Origin of the sequence: Actimicrobium antarcticum, assembly GCF_039536745.1 — a bacterium.
GTDB lineage: Bacteria > Pseudomonadota > Gammaproteobacteria > Burkholderiales > Burkholderiaceae_D > Actimicrobium > Actimicrobium antarcticum.
On record NZ_BAAAZE010000008.1, the window covers coordinates 457743 to 474361 of the forward strand.

Annotated in this window: 17 protein-coding genes; 6 read left to right on the forward strand and 11 right to left on the reverse strand. The window is 60.3% G+C overall.

The genetic code is table 11. The features are described from left to right. Positions 1-258: 258 nt before the first annotated feature. Positions 259-456, forward strand: a complete 198-nt coding sequence (locus tag ABD720_RS09960; RefSeq protein WP_344763130.1) for a hypothetical protein — start codon at positions 259-261, stop codon at positions 454-456. A gap of 689 nt (positions 457-1145) precedes the next feature. On the opposite strand, the gene ABD720_RS09965 is transcribed toward ABD720_RS09960, so the two are convergent. The 3 genes from ABD720_RS09965 to ABD720_RS09975 are packed head-to-tail and all read right to left on the reverse strand — an operon-like array spanning position 1146 to position 3670. Continuing rightward, positions 1146-1760, reverse strand: coding sequence for a pyridoxamine 5'-phosphate oxidase family protein (locus ABD720_RS09965; RefSeq protein WP_344763131.1), 615 nt, complete (start codon positions 1758-1760; stop codon positions 1146-1148). Positions 1761-1781: 21 nt separating this feature from the next. After that, positions 1782-2537: a DUF3108 domain-containing protein gene (locus ABD720_RS09970; protein WP_344763132.1), complete on the reverse strand. Its 756-nt coding sequence runs from the start codon at positions 2535-2537 to the stop codon at positions 1782-1784. Positions 2538-2560: 23 nt separating this feature from the next. Next, positions 2561-3670 carry a DUF3108 domain-containing protein gene (locus tag ABD720_RS09975; RefSeq protein WP_344763671.1) on the reverse strand — a complete coding sequence of 370 codons (1110 nt, stop codon included), beginning with the start codon at positions 3668-3670 and terminating at the stop codon, positions 2561-2563. Positions 3671-3778: 108 nt separating this feature from the next. Between ABD720_RS09975 and ABD720_RS09980 the strand changes: the two genes are divergently transcribed. From ABD720_RS09980 to ABD720_RS09990, 3 genes are all read left to right on the forward strand, one after another. After that, the gene (locus ABD720_RS09980; RefSeq protein WP_344763133.1) at positions 3779-5050 is read left to right on the forward strand and encodes a branched-chain amino acid ABC transporter substrate-binding protein; all 1272 of its coding nucleotides are present in this window, start codon (positions 3779-3781) and stop codon (positions 5048-5050) included. A 104-nt stretch (positions 5051-5154) separates the two neighbouring features. Next, positions 5155-5772 carry a PhaM family polyhydroxyalkanoate granule multifunctional regulatory protein gene (locus tag ABD720_RS09985; protein WP_344763134.1) on the forward strand — a complete coding sequence of 206 codons (618 nt, stop codon included), beginning with the start codon at positions 5155-5157 and terminating at the stop codon, positions 5770-5772. Between the two features lie 542 nt (positions 5773-6314). After that, positions 6315-6566, forward strand: a complete 252-nt coding sequence (locus ABD720_RS09990; RefSeq protein WP_344763135.1) for a hypothetical protein — start codon at positions 6315-6317, stop codon at positions 6564-6566. Positions 6567-7114: 548 nt separating this feature from the next. On the opposite strand, the gene ABD720_RS09995 is transcribed toward ABD720_RS09990, so the two are convergent. Beyond that, on the reverse strand, positions 7115-8350 hold the full coding sequence (locus ABD720_RS09995; protein WP_344763136.1) for an MFS transporter: 1236 nt from the start codon (positions 8348-8350) through the stop codon (positions 7115-7117). A 663-nt stretch (positions 8351-9013) separates the two neighbouring features. Here ABD720_RS09995 and ABD720_RS10000 point away from each other — a divergent pair. Both ABD720_RS10000 and ABD720_RS10005 read left to right on the forward strand, forming a co-directional pair. Further along, the gene (locus ABD720_RS10000; RefSeq protein ID WP_344763137.1) at positions 9014-9226 is read left to right on the forward strand and encodes a hypothetical protein; all 213 of its coding nucleotides are present in this window, start codon (positions 9014-9016) and stop codon (positions 9224-9226) included. Positions 9227-9406: 180 nt separating this feature from the next. Then, complete coding sequence (locus tag ABD720_RS10005) at positions 9407-10972, forward strand: sensor domain-containing diguanylate cyclase (RefSeq protein WP_344763138.1); 1566 nt, start codon at positions 9407-9409, stop codon at positions 10970-10972. Between the two features lie 52 nt (positions 10973-11024). Here the strand turns inward: ABD720_RS10005 and ABD720_RS10010 are convergent, their stop codons facing one another. Genes ABD720_RS10010 through ABD720_RS10040 form a run of 7 tightly spaced genes read right to left on the reverse strand, consistent with a single transcriptional unit; the run spans position 11025 to position 16619 of the window. After that, the gene (locus ABD720_RS10010) at positions 11025-11468 is read right to left on the reverse strand and encodes a nuclear transport factor 2 family protein (RefSeq protein ID WP_344763139.1); all 444 of its coding nucleotides are present in this window, start codon (positions 11466-11468) and stop codon (positions 11025-11027) included. Then, a complete protein-coding gene (locus tag ABD720_RS10015; protein WP_344763672.1) occupies positions 11465-12232 on the reverse strand; it encodes an SDR family NAD(P)-dependent oxidoreductase in 768 nt (255 codons plus the stop codon). The genes ABD720_RS10010 and ABD720_RS10015 overlap by 4 nt, the downstream gene beginning before the upstream one ends. Next, entirely contained in the window at positions 12232-12765 is a 534-nt protein-coding gene (locus tag ABD720_RS10020; RefSeq protein ID WP_344763140.1) for a DUF3833 domain-containing protein, read from the reverse strand. Before ABD720_RS10020 ends, ABD720_RS10015 begins: the two co-directional genes overlap by 1 nt. A 56-nt stretch (positions 12766-12821) precedes the next feature. Next, positions 12822-14063 (reverse strand): MFS transporter, encoded by a 1242-nt coding sequence (locus ABD720_RS10025; protein WP_344763141.1) that lies wholly within the window; start codon positions 14061-14063, stop codon positions 12822-12824. Then, positions 14063-14596, reverse strand: a complete 534-nt coding sequence (locus ABD720_RS10030; protein ID WP_344763142.1) for a chalcone isomerase family protein — start codon at positions 14594-14596, stop codon at positions 14063-14065. Before ABD720_RS10030 ends, ABD720_RS10025 begins: the two co-directional genes overlap by 1 nt. Next, a complete protein-coding gene (locus ABD720_RS10035; RefSeq protein WP_344763143.1) occupies positions 14593-15819 on the reverse strand; it encodes a class I SAM-dependent methyltransferase in 1227 nt (408 codons plus the stop codon). Before ABD720_RS10035 ends, ABD720_RS10030 begins: the two co-directional genes overlap by 4 nt. Further along, positions 15816-16619 (reverse strand): DUF1365 domain-containing protein, encoded by an 804-nt coding sequence (locus ABD720_RS10040; protein ID WP_344763144.1) that lies wholly within the window; start codon positions 16617-16619, stop codon positions 15816-15818. Before ABD720_RS10040 ends, ABD720_RS10035 begins: the two co-directional genes overlap by 4 nt.

The following is a 16619-nucleotide window of genomic DNA, read 5'->3' on the forward strand; positions in this document are numbered from 1 at the left end:
AGCCGGTCACTTCTTTTTGCTTCGCCAAAATGAAGTAACCAAGAAAAAGGCGACCGCTAGACCGCTGCCCTGCGGGTTCCCAAATACCGTGCCCGGTCAGTGGGAGGGCCGCAAACTCGCTACGCTCAGACAGTGCGGCCCTCTTATCCCCTGCCCGGACACGGTATTTGGCAGCGGCCTTTTATGCGGAATTCAAGGTCAAAACCAAGCCCAGCCTTGGTATTTGAATGACGACCACGCTCGCTTTGCGCGAGAAAGATGGCTTGTAAAAGCCTTGTAGGTTTTGGTTTTGACGTTGGTTTTGACGTTGGTTTTGACGTTGGTTTAGACGTTGGTTTTGACGTTGGTTTTGAACTCGATGTCGATCACGACGAGGAAGTTTTCTTGCGCAAAGCGAGCCTGGCCATCAATCAATCACCAAGGCTGGGCTTGGTCTTGACGTTGAATTCCGCATAAAAAGATCGCTGCCAAAAACCGGGTACGGCAAGAGGATCAGAAGCCCACACTGTCTGAGGTGTAGCAGGGGTTTCGGATCGCATGCGATCCGCCTGCGGAACGGGATCCGCTTGCAAGCGGATCTGCGCTCTGCAAGGGCAGCGAGTTTGCGGGCTTCCCTCTTGCCGTACCCGGTTTTTGGGAACCCGCAGGGCAGCGGTCTAGCGGTCGCCTTTTTCTTGGTTACTGCTTTTTGGCGAAGCAAAAAGAAGTGACCGGCTGCCGGGCCGCACCCGGCTTGCCTCCACGGAGCGCAACCCGTTTTAGCTACCGACGACTGCACGCCGTGGCGACCTAGAAGGCAGCTTGACGCATGTTGGGCTTCGCAGCCCAACAAAACTACCGCAAACCGCAAACCGCAAACCGCAAACCGCAAACCGCAAACCGCAAACCGCAAACTGCACAAGAAGCTTGACGCATGTTGGGCTTGGCAGCCCAACCTAAGATTTGGCAACGTTACCGATGTTTTTTTGCCTTCCAAAGCCCAGCTTGAAAAGGCTGCCTTGACCTAGTCAGCGTTTGCAAAACCACCTCGTGCACGTCATCGGCTGTAAATCGTTTGCAGTGCGGCTCCTAGCGGGGGGCACGGAGATGGGCAAACACCATTTGGCAAAATCGTATCCCGCGATCCACCTGGTTTCACGCATTCGCTACGGATTGATCCAGTCCATCCCCCACTGCGCGTCAGCCCAGCGATACAGCGCCCGGCGCTGACCGCGTGAATGCAGGTACAGCCATTCGATCTGCGCAATCTCCACTACCAGTACGACAAAATTGGACCGGCCTTCGGCGATCTCCTCGCTGCTTGATGCCTGCGCATCGTTGTCGGTCGGCGTGGCGCAAACGGCTGCTGGCAAGGCACCGGAAAAGCAGCGCAATCCGGCTGGTGACGCATCGCGCCAGCGTTGCTGCGCGAGCGCGTCGTCGGTATGCAGACTGGCATGGCCACTGATACGCAGCTGGACCTTGCGATGTGCATCATAGAACGTCACCGCCACGCGCGGATCGTGGCCGAGTTCGGTGACTTTGCCGCTGCGCAGGTCGGTGTGAAACACCAGCTGACGCAGCTCCGGATCGACCGCGCGCAGCACCAGTACCCGCGCTTGCGGGCCACTGTCGGACTGGGTCGCCATTACCGGGGTGCGGAACGGCGCTTTCCGGTCCTTGGTGGCGCGTCCCAGCATCAGCCATGCGTAATGCAGTGATGCGTTCAGGTCGTTGTAAAAATTCGGAAATGGTTCTGCCGGGTGGTCGATGGTGTGCATGGTTTTATCTTGACCTGACCATTAGCCGGCGACTTTGCCGATTTTTTCCAGTGACTGTTCGATGAAATCCCCGTCCGCATCCGAAAAACGCAGCTTCACCGGATACCATTCCAGGCCGGGAGCCAGCCAGATGTCGAGCTGCTGGCCTTTCGAGTCCGGTGGCGGCGCACGGGTGATGTGCACTGCGCGTTGCTCGCCGAGCGCGGTCGCCATTTTTTCTTCGCCGCTGACCTTGAACAGCCATGGCTCCGCATCACGTGCACCGGCCACAAAAAAATCCCAGTCCGAATTGGCCTTGAAGGCCGTCGGGTTGGCCCGTGCCACCGCGATCAGTTGCCAGATTGCGCTGTTGCGATCCTGTTCGCCACCGAGCAGCGGATAGCTAGTTGCTGCCGGTACAAACGTGATGGTCTTTGTGGCGCGGTCGAAGGTGGTGGTGGTGGCTTCCTTGCGCCAGCGTTTTTCGATAAAGGTCGCTGGTGCCAGACCGAAGGCGTCCACCGACCCTTCGCTGTTGGCTTCGACGATCTTGCCGACCAGCGCGGAGCGGGTTTCGGTGGCAATGCTGAATTTGCCGGCGCTGTTGCGCCATGTCAGTTTTGCTTCGCCATTGAGCGACAGACCGCTCTGCCGGGCCCGGATCGAATACGCCAGATCGGCTGACGGTGGCAACGAGAACTGGCGTTTTGGCGCAGCGTGCTGCGCACTGGCTGGCAGGATCGTGCCCAGCAGCAGGGTGGTGGCGGCAAGACGCCGCAATGCTAGGGATGACAGCATGGAAACTCCGTTCAGAAATGCCGCTAGCGAGATGCCAGCGGCGTAATGGATGACATCGACATAGTGAGCGTGTCGCCGTTGGTTTCGGTCTGGCGCAATCGCACCGGATACCATTCGCGCGACGGCGCCAGCCAGAATTCGACCTGGGTGTCGTACGAGCCCGGACGCGGCGTCCGCAGGAAATGCCAGGCCGTGACTGGCGTGCCGCCCAGCGCCAGTTGCTCTTCGCCGATGACCTTGATGTGCCAGGTTTCGGCATCGCGTACGCCCGCCACGAAGAAGTCCAGTTCGGTCCCGGCGGCGAACTGCGCCGCATCACCGCGGCCGATGGCGGCCAGTTGCCAGACGATGCTGGCGCGATCCTGTTCGCCGCCATTGCGCGGATACGTTGCGGTCGACGCGGAAAAGCTGATGACCTTGTTCTCGCGCTGGAAATGGGTATTCGTTTCGGCTTTGCGGAAGCGCTTTTCGCTGTAGCGCAGCGGCGTGATGCCGTCATCGCCGAGACTGCCTTCGCTGCGAAATCCCAGCACCGTAAAAAACAGCACGCCCGCTTCGCCATTGATCTGATAGGTGTCACCGGCACTTTGCCAGCTGATCTTGCCGCTGCCATAAACGGTCTTGGCGTCGCGCAATGCCTGCACGTCGTATTTCACCTCGGCCGAGGGAGGCGGTGCGGTTTTGAAGATGCGTACCGGCTCCGGTTCGACTACCGTCGCAACGGCCACGGCAACCGGCTCGGGCGCGATGACCGGATCGGGTAGTGCTTGCGGCACGGTTGCCGCCGTGGCGACGACATCGGTCGCGGCCTCCTGCGCGACCGGTGCCGGCAGATCGGCGGGGATGTCGGCCGCGGCTTTGGCCACCGGCGATACGACGGCCGGGCGTACGACACGTGGCTTCGCGGGTGCCGGTTTCGGCGGTGGCGGCGGTGCCGGAACCGGAACCGGTTCGGCTATCGGCGACAGCAGAATCGTCACGACTTCCTCATGCCGCACGCGCTCGACCGGATGGCCCAGCCGACTGCTGGCCCAGTTGAACGCCAGCAGATGCAGTAACAGCGAGACGGTCACGATCACCAGCGCGTTGCGCCAGCGCTGGAACAGGTTCTCGGGAGATGCCGTAATGATCATCGCCACAGTGTAAACGCAGTCACGGCCGATCACCTTGCGGCGTAACATCCGGATGCATCCGGCGGTGGCCGCACGGGTAGAATGGCGCCTTTTTTAACGGGAAACTCCATGCGACGTCTCTTGCTGGCTGCATTCACCTGCGGCATGTTTTCTGCGGCGTATGCCGAATTGGCAACCCAACCGGCAACCCAGCCTGCACCGATCCGGATCGCCATGATCGAAGGCATGTCCGGCGCGTTCGCCAATGCGGGCGAGGCGGTCCAGCGCAACCTGCTGCTGGCGATCGATGGCGTCAATGCCCGTGGCGGCGTGCGCCTGAAAGACGGTCGCCACAAGCTAGTGTTGAGCATCATCGACAACAAGCAGGCCATCGAAGAGTCGCTCATTGCATTGCGGCAGGTGACGGACCAGCACATTCCCTTCGTCGTGCAGGGCAATAGTTCAGCGGTCGCCGCCGGTCTGATCGAGGCGATCAACCGCCATAACGAACGCGCACCGGATAACCGCGTGCTGTTCCTGAATTATTCGGCGGTCGACCCGGTGCTGACCAATGAAAAATGCAGCTTCTGGCATTTCCGTTTCGATGCCAATACCGACATGCGGATGCAGGCACTGACCGACGTCATTCGCGGCGACAGCCGGGCCAGCAAGGTCTATCTGATCGGCCAGGATTACAGCTTTGGCCGACAGGTGGCCAAGGCCGCGCGCACTCAGCTGGCGGACAAGCGGCCCGATATCAGCATCGTCGGCGATGAGCTGCACCCAATCGGTAAGATCAAGGATTTCGCGCCCTATGCGGCAAAGATCAAGGCCGCCGGCGCCGATACCGTCATCACCGGCAACTGGGGCAATGACCTGACCCTGCTCGTAAAAGCTGCCAAAGAATCCGGCATGAACCTGAAGTTCTACACGTTCTACGGCAACGGCCTTGGTGCACCGGCGGCGATCGGCGACGCCGGCGTCGGCCGCGTGCGGGCGGTGGCCGAGTGGCATCCGAATGTCGGCGGTGTCGCCAGCGACCAGTTTTACCAGTCGTTCCGTGACCGCTATCCGCAACCGAAGGATGACTACGTGCATCTGCGCATGCGCGTGATGATCGCGATGCTGGCCACGGCGCTCGAACGCGCCGGCAGCACCGACGCCGCAGCCGTGGCACGGGCGCTCGAAGGTGCGCGCTTCGGTAACGGCTTCCACGATGCCACGATGCGCGCCGCCGATCACCAGCTGATCCAGCCGCTGTATGTCTCGGTAATGCAAAAGCAGGGCGATGGCGGCGTGCGCTTCGATAACGAAGGCAGCGGATACGGCTTCAAGACCGAGCGGTATTTGCCCGCGCAAGCGACAGCATTGCCGACCAGTTGCGTCATGACGCGCCACTGACCTGCGCTGGAAGCCTCGCTGACCGGCATCGAATTTGCCATGAATAGTGGGTGAGTCGGCATGTTTCTCTGCTAATCTCGATTCTTACTCTTGGGGAGATGACGATGATGAAATCAACGATGCCGAACATGCCCGGTGCAATGACCGATACGCTGGAATTCATGAAGAACATGTGGGGCGGTATCACGCTTCCCGGCGCCAGCATGCCGGGGATGGTAATGCCGACCTTGTCAGTCGACGAAATCAACAAGCAGATCGCCGACCTGAAAGCGGTCGAGAGCTGGCTAACCCTGAACATGAACATGCTGCACGGGTCGATCAAGGCACTTGAGGTACAGAGTGCGACGATCGCCACGCTGCAATCGATGAGTGCCAACTTCACGGCAGCGATGAAGCCGCACGAGTCCGCGGCAGCGGCGCAGCCGGCGCCGTTCGGGACATCGTTTTTCAAGGCCACAGAGCCGGCTCCGGCGCCTGCACCACCAGCGCCGACGCCCGAACCAGTCGCCGCCGCGAGCACTGCGGAAGTACCGCAAATAGCCAATCCTGCCGCCTGGTGGACCATGCTGCAGGAGCAGTTCCAGCAAGCGGTGGCGAATGCGATTCCGGCGGATGGTGCCGGGACGGCAGACAAACCGAAGGCGGCCAAGGCGCCCGCTGCGGCCAAGCCCGTGAAGAAGGCTGCGGCGGCTGTGAAGCCGGCAACGGTGCGCAAGACCTGAGGGCTTGCTGGCTGGCGCGCCAGGGCTTGGGGTACGACGCGTGACGTTGGATACGCTGCCTGCTGCCTGCGGTAGCTAAAACGGTTTGCGCTCCGTTGATGCAAGCCGGGTGCGGCCCGGCCGCCGGTTTTTTGCGCGGCGGCGTTGCGGCTTTGGGTCGTAGGTTGGGCAGCGAAGCCCAACATGCGTCAGGTTGCTTTGCGGGTCGCCGCGACGCGCGGACTGCGGTCTGCGGTAGCTAAAACGGGTTGCGCTCCGTAGATGCAAGCCGGGGGCGGCCCGGCAGCCGGTCACTTCTTTTTGCTTCGCCAAAAAGCAGTAACCAAGAAAAAGGCGACCGCTAGACCGCTGCCCTGCGGGTTCCCAAATACCGCGCCCGGTCAGGGGGAGGGCCGCAAACTCGCTGCGCTCAGACAGTGCGGCCCTCTTATCCCCTGCCCGGACACGGTATTTGGCAGCGGCCTTTTATGCGGAATTCAACGTCAAGACCAAGCCCAGCCTTGGTGAATCGATCATGGTTGGGCTCGCTTTACGCGAGAACGATGGCTTGTAAAAGCCTTGTAGGTTTTGGTTTTGATGTTGGTTTTGACGTTGGTTTTGACGTTGGTTTTGACGTTGGTTTTGACGTTGGTTTTGACGTTGGTTTTGACGTTGGTTTTGACGTTGGTTTTGACGTTGGTTTCGACGTTGGTTTGGAAGTCGATGTCGATCACGACGAGGAAGTTTTCTCGCGCAAAGCGAGCGCTGCACTGATTCAATTACCAAGGCTGGGCTTGGTCTTGAATTCCGCATAAAAAGATCGCTGCCAAAAACCGGGTACGGCAAGAGGATCAGAGACCCGCACTGTCTGAGGTGTAGCAGGGGTTTCGGATCGCATGCGATCCGCCTGCGGAACGGGATCCGCTTGCAAGCGGATCTGCGCCCTGCAAGGGCAGCGAGTTTGCGAGTCTCCCTCTTGCCGTACCCGGTTTTTGGGAACCCGCAGGGCAGCGGTCTTGCGGTCGCCTTTTTCTTGGTTACTGCTTTTTGGCGAAGCAAAAAGAAGTGACCGGCTGCCGGGCCGCCCCCGGCTTGCATCTACGGAGAGCAACCCGTTTTAGCTACCGACGACCGCACGCCGTGGCGACCTACAAGGCAGCTTGACGCATGTTGGGCTTCGCAGCCCAACCTACAAAACAGCGAAGCAAAAAGAAGTGACCGGCTGCCGGGCTGCCCCCGGCTTGCATCAACGGAGAGCAAACCGTTTTAGCTCCCAACGACCACGCCGGATTGGCAAGCATCCCAGCACCTTGATGCACGCATGGCTTCGCAGCCGACCCGCGGACCGGCCGGCCCGCCGAAGCTACCGCGCAGGCTGCGCCGTCGCCACCCGCAACGCAGGCGCCACCAGCAACGCCAGTATCGTGCATCCCACCGCCAGGTAACCGACCACGTTGTAATGCTCGATCTGCCCGGTCGGCGAACGCGTGATGATCAGGCCGGCAATCAGCGACGCCAGCCCCGAAAACGCCATCTGCACCGACGACACCAGGCTCATGAACGTGCCCCGCACCTGCGGTGGCGCGACGCCGCTGACCATCGCCATGGCCGGCACCATGCGGCCCGGTACCAGTACAAAGAAAATCGTCGAGTTGATCAGTACCAGCCACCAGGCGATCGGCGTCAGATGCGTGGTCACGAGGATCGGTATCAGCGAGGCCAGTGCTATCCAGCGGAACACGGTCAGTTTCCCCTTCTTGTCCGCCATCCGGCCGATCGCCTGCGATGTGAAAAAGGTCGCGGTACCGCCGCACAGGTAGACCAGCGTGATGAACGATTCCGGCAAGCCGACATTGGTGGTCATGTATAGCGCGATGTACGGAATCACCGTGAACCCGCCCAGCATCATCAAGGCCATGAAGGCAAAGCCTTTCAGGTGCTGCGGATGTCTGGCAACCAGGAAGATTTGCTGAAAAATCGTGCCTTCGCGTTGCTGGTGCATGTGCGCGGTCAGGCTGGGCAGCAGGCGGTAGCCGATCACGAAAATCACCAGTGACAGCGCAACGATAAAGAAAAACGGTGCCCGCCATCCCAGTGACGGAATGTGATTTGCCAGCAGCAGGCCGAGCGGTACACCCGCCACCGTTGATAACGAAAACGCTGCCATCACCGTCCCCATTGCCTTGCCGCGCCGCTCGAACGGGATCACGTCGGCCACCATGGTTTGCACCATCGCACCGAGGATGCCGCCGAACGCACCGGCCAGCGCACGCGCAATCAGGAGTTGCGAAAAAGTCTGCGCCAGGCCGCAGCAGAGCGTGGCCAGCATGAACAGGACGTACAGGCTCAGCACCAGTTTGCGACGGTCGAAACGTTCGATGTAAGTCGCTGCCAGCAGGCCTGATATCGCGGCCGTGAAGGTGTACGACGACAACAGCAGACCGAACTGGTGAGTGTCGATCTGCAGCACGCGGATCAGTTGCGGGCCCAGCGGCATCATGATCATGAAGTCGAGGATGTGGGTGAACTGGATGCCGGCCAGCGTCAGCAGGACCAGCCATTCGGTACGGGGCAGCAGACGGGGTGGAGTGGTATTCAATGGTGAAGGGTTCGCAGTAGAAGGTGATTACGGAGTGTCGTTGCCAGTGGGGCTGAACATGTGGTGTCGATCAATCGGGTTGCACTGGCTGGGTTTCTGTTCCGGGACCGAGAGCAGGTTCTTGGCCGATATGATACCCAAAATCGTTTTTGCACAACGCCGACGTGTACGGCGTTGTGCATCACTTGGATCGTGAGATGCATGAGCACCTGCGGCATGTCGACGAGCCTGTTGAAAAGGGATGGTGACTGTGAAAAAAATCGGCCTTTTACTGCGATAACGTATTTATTAAAATCCGAAATGCGTCAACAAAAGTCGCTGAGCATCCAATAAATTACTTTAAAGAAACTTAATTTATGAGCCAGTCGGATATTAAATTGAGCAACGCAATGGTGTGAGTCCAGCGGCGCAACACTCTCCGGAGTGCATCTATTGCAAAAACAGATGGCTGCTACGCTTCGTTCGCAACAAGCGAAAACGGGATCACGCTGTTTTATTTTTGGTCTGCAATGAATGAGCAGGTGACATATGCCAAGTCCGAGCATAAAGATCTGGTGCAGAGGGGGCTATCTGATCCCTGCTGCGCAGGCGGTCTTTGTCGCGGGGCAGGCGCGCCAGCCATAACTTAATCGGGGAAGGCCAAGGGCACCGACATGCAGTTCAATGTGGTCGTCACGACTAGTGAGTCGGGATATTGCCCAGCTCGAGACTGCCATCCATGCGCTGGATCAGTCTAGCCCGCCGAAAGCCGCATTGGCGGAACAGGCTTGGGCCGCCTCCACCACGTTGTCCGAACAAGCGCGACGTCTGGCCAGCGACGTGAACTTTTTCAGGATGGATACAGAGGTCGGGGAGGCCAGCTTCAGCCGCTCCTAAAAATGAGTGAAGCACGACCCGACTTTTTTAGATAAGACTGCAAGGAAATCTTTTGCTGAAGTAAAGTCGGGAGTCTATGATCTGCCTGGCGACATTCCACAGCGCACCGCATTTTTGCCCAATGTGCACTGTTCCGCGATAACGGCATGCCCTCCGCTATCGCACTTACCGGCATACCTGATGCGTATTTACAGCCTGCTTTCGATGGGCCTTCCACGTTGCCTGCAGTTTTTCAGAAGCCGATCCGCGCAAGCCAGAGCGATGGGCTTCGTCGTGCTGGTCTGTCTCGGATTCATTGGCACGGCGATCTGGAGCAACTGGAAAGCGCATGACATCCAGTTGCGGGAAGCCACCACAGTCACCCGTAACATGACAGGCTTCCTTGCGCAGCATGCCGACGATACGTTCAGGGCAGCCGATACGGTGCTGCTGGGACTAGTGGAGCGCGTCGAGCGCGACGGTATGGCACCTGCCGCATTACCACGCCTGCATCATTGGCTGCAGCAAAGCGTCGCGCAATTAAAAATGCTCAACGGCATATTTGCCTACGACCAGGACGGTACGTGGATCGTCACCTCGCAGGATTCCATTCCGAACAACGTCAATAATGCGGACCGCGAATATTTTCAGTATCACAAGACGCATTCCGATCGCGGCTCGCATATCGGCGCGCCAGTCAAAAGCCGCTCCACCCAGCAATGGATCATTCCGGTATCGCGTCGCATCAATCACGACGACGGCAGCTTTGCTGGCGTTGTCCTCACCACTATCGAGGTGGATTACTTTCTGAAATTTTATGACAGCTTCGATATCGGTGAGGCGGGTGCAATCTTCCTTGCCTCGAAAGAGGGTGCAATCCTGGCGCGACGGCCGTTTGAAAGTCGGATGCTTAACCAGGATATTTCTAAAGGGACTGTCTTCACACAGCTGCGTACACAGGGACCCGGAACCACGATGCTGACATCAAAAGTCGACGGCGTCGAACGGCTCTACAGCTATCGTCGCGTTACCGACTATCCGCTGGTCGTCGCCACCGCCCTGTCGAGAATCGACATACTTCAGGATTGGCGGCAGGACGCTTATCGCTCGGTACTGGAAACCGCCTTTCTGATCGTCATCCTGGCCTCGATAGGCTGGCGGCTAACCAGCCAGATCGGTCTGCGCGAGCGCACCGAGGATGCGTTGCGCGTGGCCAAGCTTGAGCTGGAAAACCTCAATCGGTCACTGGAAATTCTGTCTCTGCAGGACAGCCTCACCGGCTTGGGAAACCGGCGTCATTTCGATCAGGAACTGGCCCGTGCCTATCGACGCGGATTGCGCAATCAAACCAGCCTCGCGCTGATCATGATTGATGTCGATTACTTCAAGCGCTACAACGATGTGTACGGCCATCCCGTTGGCGACGAGTGTCTGCGCAAGCTTGCGCACGCACTGGACGAGGCGCTGTGCCGTCCGAATGACGTTGCAGCGCGTTACGGCGGCGAGGAACTGGCCGTACTGCTGTCGGAAACAGATGCCGCTGGTGCACGGGTCGTGGCAGAGCGCATCCGGTCAAGCATTCAAGCGTTGTCGATACCGCACACCGGCAATCCTGCGGGCCACGTCACGGTCAGTCTCGGTGTCGCGATGTGTTTGCCGGAGCAGCCGGAAGGTGGTGCGAGTCGTCTCGTCGACGCCGCTGACCGCGCTTTGTATGCGGCAAAAAACGGTGGACGCAATCGCGTCTGCTTTGACGAAGTACTGTGATGTGACGCCGCCGGCAAGCCTGCGGCGCGACACGGTAAATGCGCTGCCGGTCCTAGCTGCGACCCGCCCGCTTCAGTAGGCGCATCAGCCCGCCCAGCACCGGCAGCTTCTCGTACAGTTCTTCGGCAGCATCCCAGTAATCCCGGTGCAGGCAGACACGGCCATCGGCATCGAAGCGCACATGGGTGGCGCCGCGTATGCATTGCTCCTCGCGCGAAAAACGTTTCATCCGGAACAGGAAGTCCCAGGTCAGGAACGCCTGATCGCCTTGCAGCACGTGGGTGGTCACGACGAAGTGCGGCGCATCGACCTGCACGAACATGTGGCGAAAAATCCGTGCAATCTCGTCGGTGCCGCGCACTTCGTTGAACGGGTCTTTGAAGAAGGCGTCAGCGCTGTAGATCGTTGCGATGCGTGACGCGCTCTCCAGCGTCAGCGTCGCAAAAAAATCGACCACGCCGGCAAGCGCGTCGCTACGGTCCGGTGCTTGTGTCATAAGCCGGTCACCTTGCGCACCAGCGGGAAGTACCAGCGGTACGGCAGCAGTCGCGCCAGCCGTACCCAGTTCGTGAAGCGCTTCGGAAAATGGATATGGAAGTCGCCCGCTTCCAGTCCCTCGATCAGGCTGCCGGCGGCGGTGCCGGCACTGATCAGCGCCGGCATCTTGAAGTCGTTGACGGCGGTCATCGGGGTTTCGACAAAGCCCGGATTGATCAGGTAGACCGCCAGCCCGCGCGGATGCACGTCGAGGTAGAGCGACTCCGACAGATTGATCAGCGCGGCCTTGGTCGGGCCATAGATCAGCGCTTTCGGCAGGCCGCTGAACCCGGCTACCGAGGCGACGATACCGATGCCGCCGCTGCCCTGCGCCAGCAAACCCGGCAGCACTGCATCGAGGCAATTGAAGACGCCGCGCAGGTTCAGGTCGATTAGCTGGTTGACCTTGGCGAGATCGAACGTGTCGGCACGCATTTCGTTGTAGCCACCGGCGATGACCAGCACCAGGTCGATGCCCTGCCAGGCCTGCAGGATCTGGTCGCGTGCTGCCAGCACAGTCGCATGGTCGGTGATGTCGAGCGTTGCAACCAGTGCAGTAGGCTTGCCATCGGCGATCTCTTGCAGCGGTTCGGCACGCCGCGCCGACAGTGCCACGCGGGCACCCTTGGCCAGTAACTGACGCGCCGTTTCTGCACCGATGCCGGTGGAGGCGCCGATGACCCAGACGCGCTGCCCGGTCCAGTCACGGATCGCCGGATTCATCATGGCCGTTTCGTGAACGACAGCGTCACGTCACCAATGTGAAAGCCGAACTTGCTCATGGCGGCACGATTGAGCATCACGCGCTGGTCCATCAGATACATCCAGTCTTCCATCGTGACATTGATGACCTTGCCATCGACCGGCAACGCCAGCACGTATTTCCAGCGCAAGGCATTGCCGGCCACCACGCCCTGGGCTTCGCCGACCACATCGGCAGCGGTGCCGACATAGGTGCCGGCGCCGGTCTTGCGCAGGGTCCAGATGCGTCGTTCCTTCTTGCCATCGGAGTAAGTGAAGTCTTCGTCGAGGGTGCCGACATCGCCTTTCCAGCTACCGACCATCACGACGCTGAAGCGCTTGATGACTTCGCCCGAGCGATCCTGGAACATGCCCTGCGCATCCAGCGTGCCATTGAAATACTGCTGCAGGTCGAGGGTCGGTTTCTGGTCGGCATAGCGGGCCGGTTCGACCGTGCCGCAACCGGCGATCAGGATGGCGCAGCAGAGTGCGAGGAGGGATTTGAGAATACGCATGATGGACTCCGAAGAAATTGAATGACAGATAGAGAAAGGATTTGAATCACGCACAATCAAATTGCACGCAGCGGCGCACGCCACAACAGTGCCGCCGCGACCAGTTTCAAACCGCAAGGCACGACGGCATAGGCAACACTCAAGGCCTGTGCCCCGGTGGCACCTTGCACTCCCGGCACATAACCCAGTTGTTCCAGCAACGGCAGCGAGACGCCCGCCGCCAGCGCCAGGTTCATTTTTGTGGCCCAGCTCCAGGCACCGAAATACACGCCTTCGCGCTGGCCGCTGTCGCCGGCCTTGCCGATGACCGCCGCCAGCAATGCCGGCGGTAGCGCCAGATCGGCGCCCAGGGTCACACCCGACAGCACGCAGATCACGCCGAATGCGGTGCCGTCGCCGGCGGCCAGCCCATAGGTCCAGATGAAGACAGCCACCGACAGCAGCATCGCGCCCAACCACGCACGGGCTTCTCCCAAGCGTTTTGCCAGCGCCACCCAGAGCGGCATCGAGGCTGCGGCGGCGACAAAGTACAGCACCAGAAACAGGCCGGCATACTGGTCCAGCTGCAACCGGTCCTTGGCAAAAAACAAAAACAGCGTGGCCGGAATCGCGGCGGCAATACCGTTGACCAGAAACACCGCAAACAGCCAGCGAAACAGTCGCTGGCGAAATGGCATCAGCAACTCGGCGATGCCGCCATGGCTGCGCAGCACACGTGCCGGCAACGGCGCACGGCGTGCCAGCAGCATCGCAGCTAACAGCAGCACCAGCAGGAACGCCAGCGTCAGCCACCACGGCGCAGCCAGCGCCGGTAGCGCCGCGGCAATGATCACGCCGACCAGTCCGCAGCCTTCGCGAGTGGCGGTCAGGCGGGCGCGCTCGGACGGCGCCTGCGTCAATGCCGCGCCCCAGCTCTGATGACTGATTGTGGCCATGCTGAAACCGATGTATACCACCAGCAGCGTGGCCAGAAACCAGGTCATCGGCAGCGCGCTGGCGGCGTCCGGCGGATGAAAGAGTCCGATGAATCCGAGGGCGAGGAAAGGCAACGACAGCAGCACGAAGCGCCGGTAACCATCGGCCCGGCGCGAGCTATCGATCCACAATCCAAGCGCCGGATCAAGGAAGGCATCGAACAGTCGCGCCAGCAGGAGCGCGGTGCCGACCAGCGTCAGCGACAGGCCAAACCGCTCGGCATACAGCTGTGGCACATAGACATACACCGGCAACGCCACCATCGCCAGCGGCATGCCGAACAGGCCGTAGGCAAACAGATCGGAGCGTGACAGCCGTGCCATCAGCGCGGCGCTGCATCCATCAGCAAGGCATCGCGTAATTTGCCAGCGCTGGTTTTCGGGTCGAGCCAGATGGCAAAGAAGGCCCGGGCGAACGCGGGGTCGGCGATCTCGCCGAGCAATTTTCCATCGTGATAAAAGCGCGCACCCAGCGCCGGCAAATACACGCCGGTAATGTGCGTGCCGTCCTGCACATCCGGAAACAGCGCAGTCATTTTTGCCAGCCAGGTGGCCTGCTGTTCTGGCGTACCGAGACCGAGTTTTCTGATTTCATCATCGCTGGCTTCGGCGATTTTTTTTCCGGCCAGTGCGCGTGCATAGGTCAGGTCCAGCGCCAGTGGCGCTTTCAGGTCGTAGCCTTTGGCACCGACCCACAACGCGGCGTCGTAAATATGCAGCCCGAACCAGCGGAACGTGCCCTGCCCGGACAGGCGCGCATCGGGTACGTCATTGCGGATATGCGCCGGCGTTGCAGCGAACACTGGCAGTGCGAGTAGCAAGCCAAGGAACAGCGCCAGCAACCGGCGCGCGATCATGGTTTTTCCAGCGTGAACTGGGCGACGTCGATGCTGCCGGCGCGAAAACCGGCTTCGCAATACGCGAGGTAAAACTCCCAGGTCCGCAAGAAGCCGTCATCGAAACCCTGCGCCTTGACCCGTGGCAGCCGCTCCTTGAAAGCACTGCGCCATTCGGCGAGCGTGCGGGCGTAATCGAGGCCGAACTTGAATTCGTTGACGACCCGCAAGCCATGCTCCGCAGCGTAACGCTTGAACACCGACGGCGAAGGCAGCATGCCACCCGGAAAGATGTATTGCTGGATGAAATCGGTACCTTTGCGATAGCGCTCGAACAGCGCATCGTCAATCACGATGGTCTGCACGCAGGCCCGACCGCCGCTCTTGAGATTGCGGGCGATGCAGTCGAAATAGCTGGGCCAGTAGGATTCGCCGACCGCTTCGAACATCTCGATCGAGGCGATGCCGTCGAACTGGCCACTGGTGTCGCGGTAATCCTGCAGCAGCAGTTCGACCTGGTCGACCACGCCGGCATCGGTGAGGCGCTGGCGCGCAAAATCGAGCTGTTCGGTGGACAGTGTCAGGCCGGTGACATGGGCATCGGCATCGCGCGCAGCCATCTCGGCGAAGCCGCCCCAGCCGCAACCGATTTCGAGAATGCGGGCGTCCTTGCCGACCTGCAGTTCCGACAGGATGCGGCGGTATTTGGCGTTCTGGCCATCCTGCAGGCTATCGACGTGGCCATTGGCAAACAGCGCACTGGAATACGTCATCGACGGGTCCAGCCAGAGCTGGTAAAAATCATTGCCGATGTCGTAATGCGCATGGATGTTCTTGCGGCTGCCGGACTTTGAATTGCGATTGAACAGATGCTTGATGCGGTACAGCAGGCTGCCCCACCAGGTGCCGTAGATGACTGATTCGACGGCGTCGCGATTGCGCGTGAACAGCTCGATTAGCGCCGGCAGGTTGTCGGTGGACCAGTGGCCGTCGATGAAGGTTTCGGCGAAGCCGATGTCACCGGATTTCAAAGCGGCACTACAGACTTCCCAGTTGTTGAGCTTCATTGTCACCGCAGCGGAGTTGTCGCCGAAGCGGGCCCGTTGTCCGTCCGGGAATTCCATCACGATGGCGCCATGCTCGATCTTGCGCAGCAACTGCAGGACGAACTGCACCTGGGAGGGAAAGGCATCGGTCGAGAGTTTCTCGATGCGGACAGGAAGATCGGCGGAAGTGATGGTCATCGGGTCAGCTCTTGGGACGGCGGTACAGGTTTGCTAAAAAAAGGCACGCGCTTGATGAACAGTTTCAGCGCTTGCCAGTGTATGCGTGCGACGACCCCGAAGGTCATCAGGGGATAGCCAGAAAATGCGCGCAGCACAGTGCGGTCAGTGAGTGGTGCTGCCACTCCGGAAATGCTGGTCAGCAGCAGGGGACCGCTGGCATCGTCGTGGTCGATGCGGGCGACGGTGTGCTCAGTCTTGCGTGCGGTGCGCATGAAGCGAAAGCGGTACGCCCCCTCGGTCGCGCAAAACGGCGAGACATGAAATACCTTGCGCGCAGTGAGTTCGATCCCGTACGGCATGGCTGCGCCGGTATCGAGCAGGTAGCAATGCTTTTCGCCGAAGGTATTGCGCACTTCGCACAGGATCGCCCGCAGCGCGCCATCGGGCCGATGGCAAAACCAGAACGAGACCGGATTGAAGACATAGCCGAGCACGCGCGGGAAGGCCTGCAACCAGACTTCGCCGGTGGCGTCATCGATGCCCTCGGCCTGCAGCAGCTGGTCGATCCACGGCAGCAGCGCTTGCTTGCCATCGCCATGGTCGCTGTCATGAAACGAGAGCAGGTTGAAGCGATTGCGTGAAAACAGGCGCGGGCCGAAGTCGTCGCCTCCCAGCGTGCGCAGCGGCAGGCGCAGGTAATACACGCCGTAACCGAAGTCATTCGCCACCGGCCGCAGGCGGCTGTGCAGTACCTTGCCGAAGCAGAGTTGCGGGGTGGCGGGAGCGGTCGGAGTGGCTGGCGTGGCGGGCGTAGACAT

What these genes read in the sequence shown, in the direction of transcription:
- ABD720_RS09980 (WP_344763133.1), top strand. Translation starts at nt 3,779, where the DNA reads ATGCGACGTCTCTTGCTGGCTGCATTCACCTGCGGCATGTTTTCTGCG.
- ABD720_RS09990 (WP_344763135.1), top strand. Translation starts at nt 6,315, where the DNA reads ATGGCTTGTAAAAGCCTTGTAGGTTTTGGTTTTGATGTTGGTTTTGAC.
- ABD720_RS10020 (WP_344763140.1), bottom strand. Translation starts at nt 12,765, where the DNA reads ATGCGTATTCTCAAATCCCTCCTCGCACTCTGCTGCGCCATCCTGATC.
- ABD720_RS10000 (WP_344763137.1), top strand. Translation starts at nt 9,014, where the DNA reads ATGTGGTCGTCACGACTAGTGAGTCGGGATATTGCCCAGCTCGAGACT.
- ABD720_RS09970 (WP_344763132.1), bottom strand. Translation starts at nt 2,537, where the DNA reads ATGCTGTCATCCCTAGCATTGCGGCGTCTTGCCGCCACCACCCTGCTG.
- ABD720_RS10015 (WP_344763672.1), bottom strand. Translation starts at nt 12,232, where the DNA reads ATGAATCCGGCGATCCGTGACTGGACCGGGCAGCGCGTCTGGGTCATC.
- ABD720_RS10025 (WP_344763141.1), bottom strand. Translation starts at nt 14,063, where the DNA reads ATGGCACGGCTGTCACGCTCCGATCTGTTTGCCTACGGCCTGTTCGGC.
- ABD720_RS10040 (WP_344763144.1), bottom strand. Translation starts at nt 16,619, where the DNA reads ATGTCTACGCCCGCCACGCCAGCCACTCCGACCGCTCCCGCCACCCCG.
- ABD720_RS09965 (WP_344763131.1), bottom strand. Translation starts at nt 1,760, where the DNA reads ATGCACACCATCGACCACCCGGCAGAACCATTTCCGAATTTTTACAAC.
- ABD720_RS10010 (WP_344763139.1), bottom strand. Translation starts at nt 11,468, where the DNA reads ATGACACAAGCACCGGACCGTAGCGACGCGCTTGCCGGCGTGGTCGAT.
- ABD720_RS09975 (WP_344763671.1), bottom strand. Translation starts at nt 3,670, where the DNA reads ATGATCATTACGGCATCTCCCGAGAACCTGTTCCAGCGCTGGCGCAAC.
- ABD720_RS10035 (WP_344763143.1), bottom strand. Translation starts at nt 15,819, where the DNA reads ATGACCATCACTTCCGCCGATCTTCCTGTCCGCATCGAGAAACTCTCG.
- ABD720_RS09985 (WP_344763134.1), top strand. Translation starts at nt 5,155, where the DNA reads ATGATGAAATCAACGATGCCGAACATGCCCGGTGCAATGACCGATACG.
- ABD720_RS09960 (WP_344763130.1), top strand. Translation starts at nt 259, where the DNA reads ATGGCTTGTAAAAGCCTTGTAGGTTTTGGTTTTGACGTTGGTTTTGAC.
- ABD720_RS10005 (WP_344763138.1), top strand. Translation starts at nt 9,407, where the DNA reads ATGCGTATTTACAGCCTGCTTTCGATGGGCCTTCCACGTTGCCTGCAG.
- ABD720_RS10030 (WP_344763142.1), bottom strand. Translation starts at nt 14,596, where the DNA reads ATGATCGCGCGCCGGTTGCTGGCGCTGTTCCTTGGCTTGCTACTCGCA.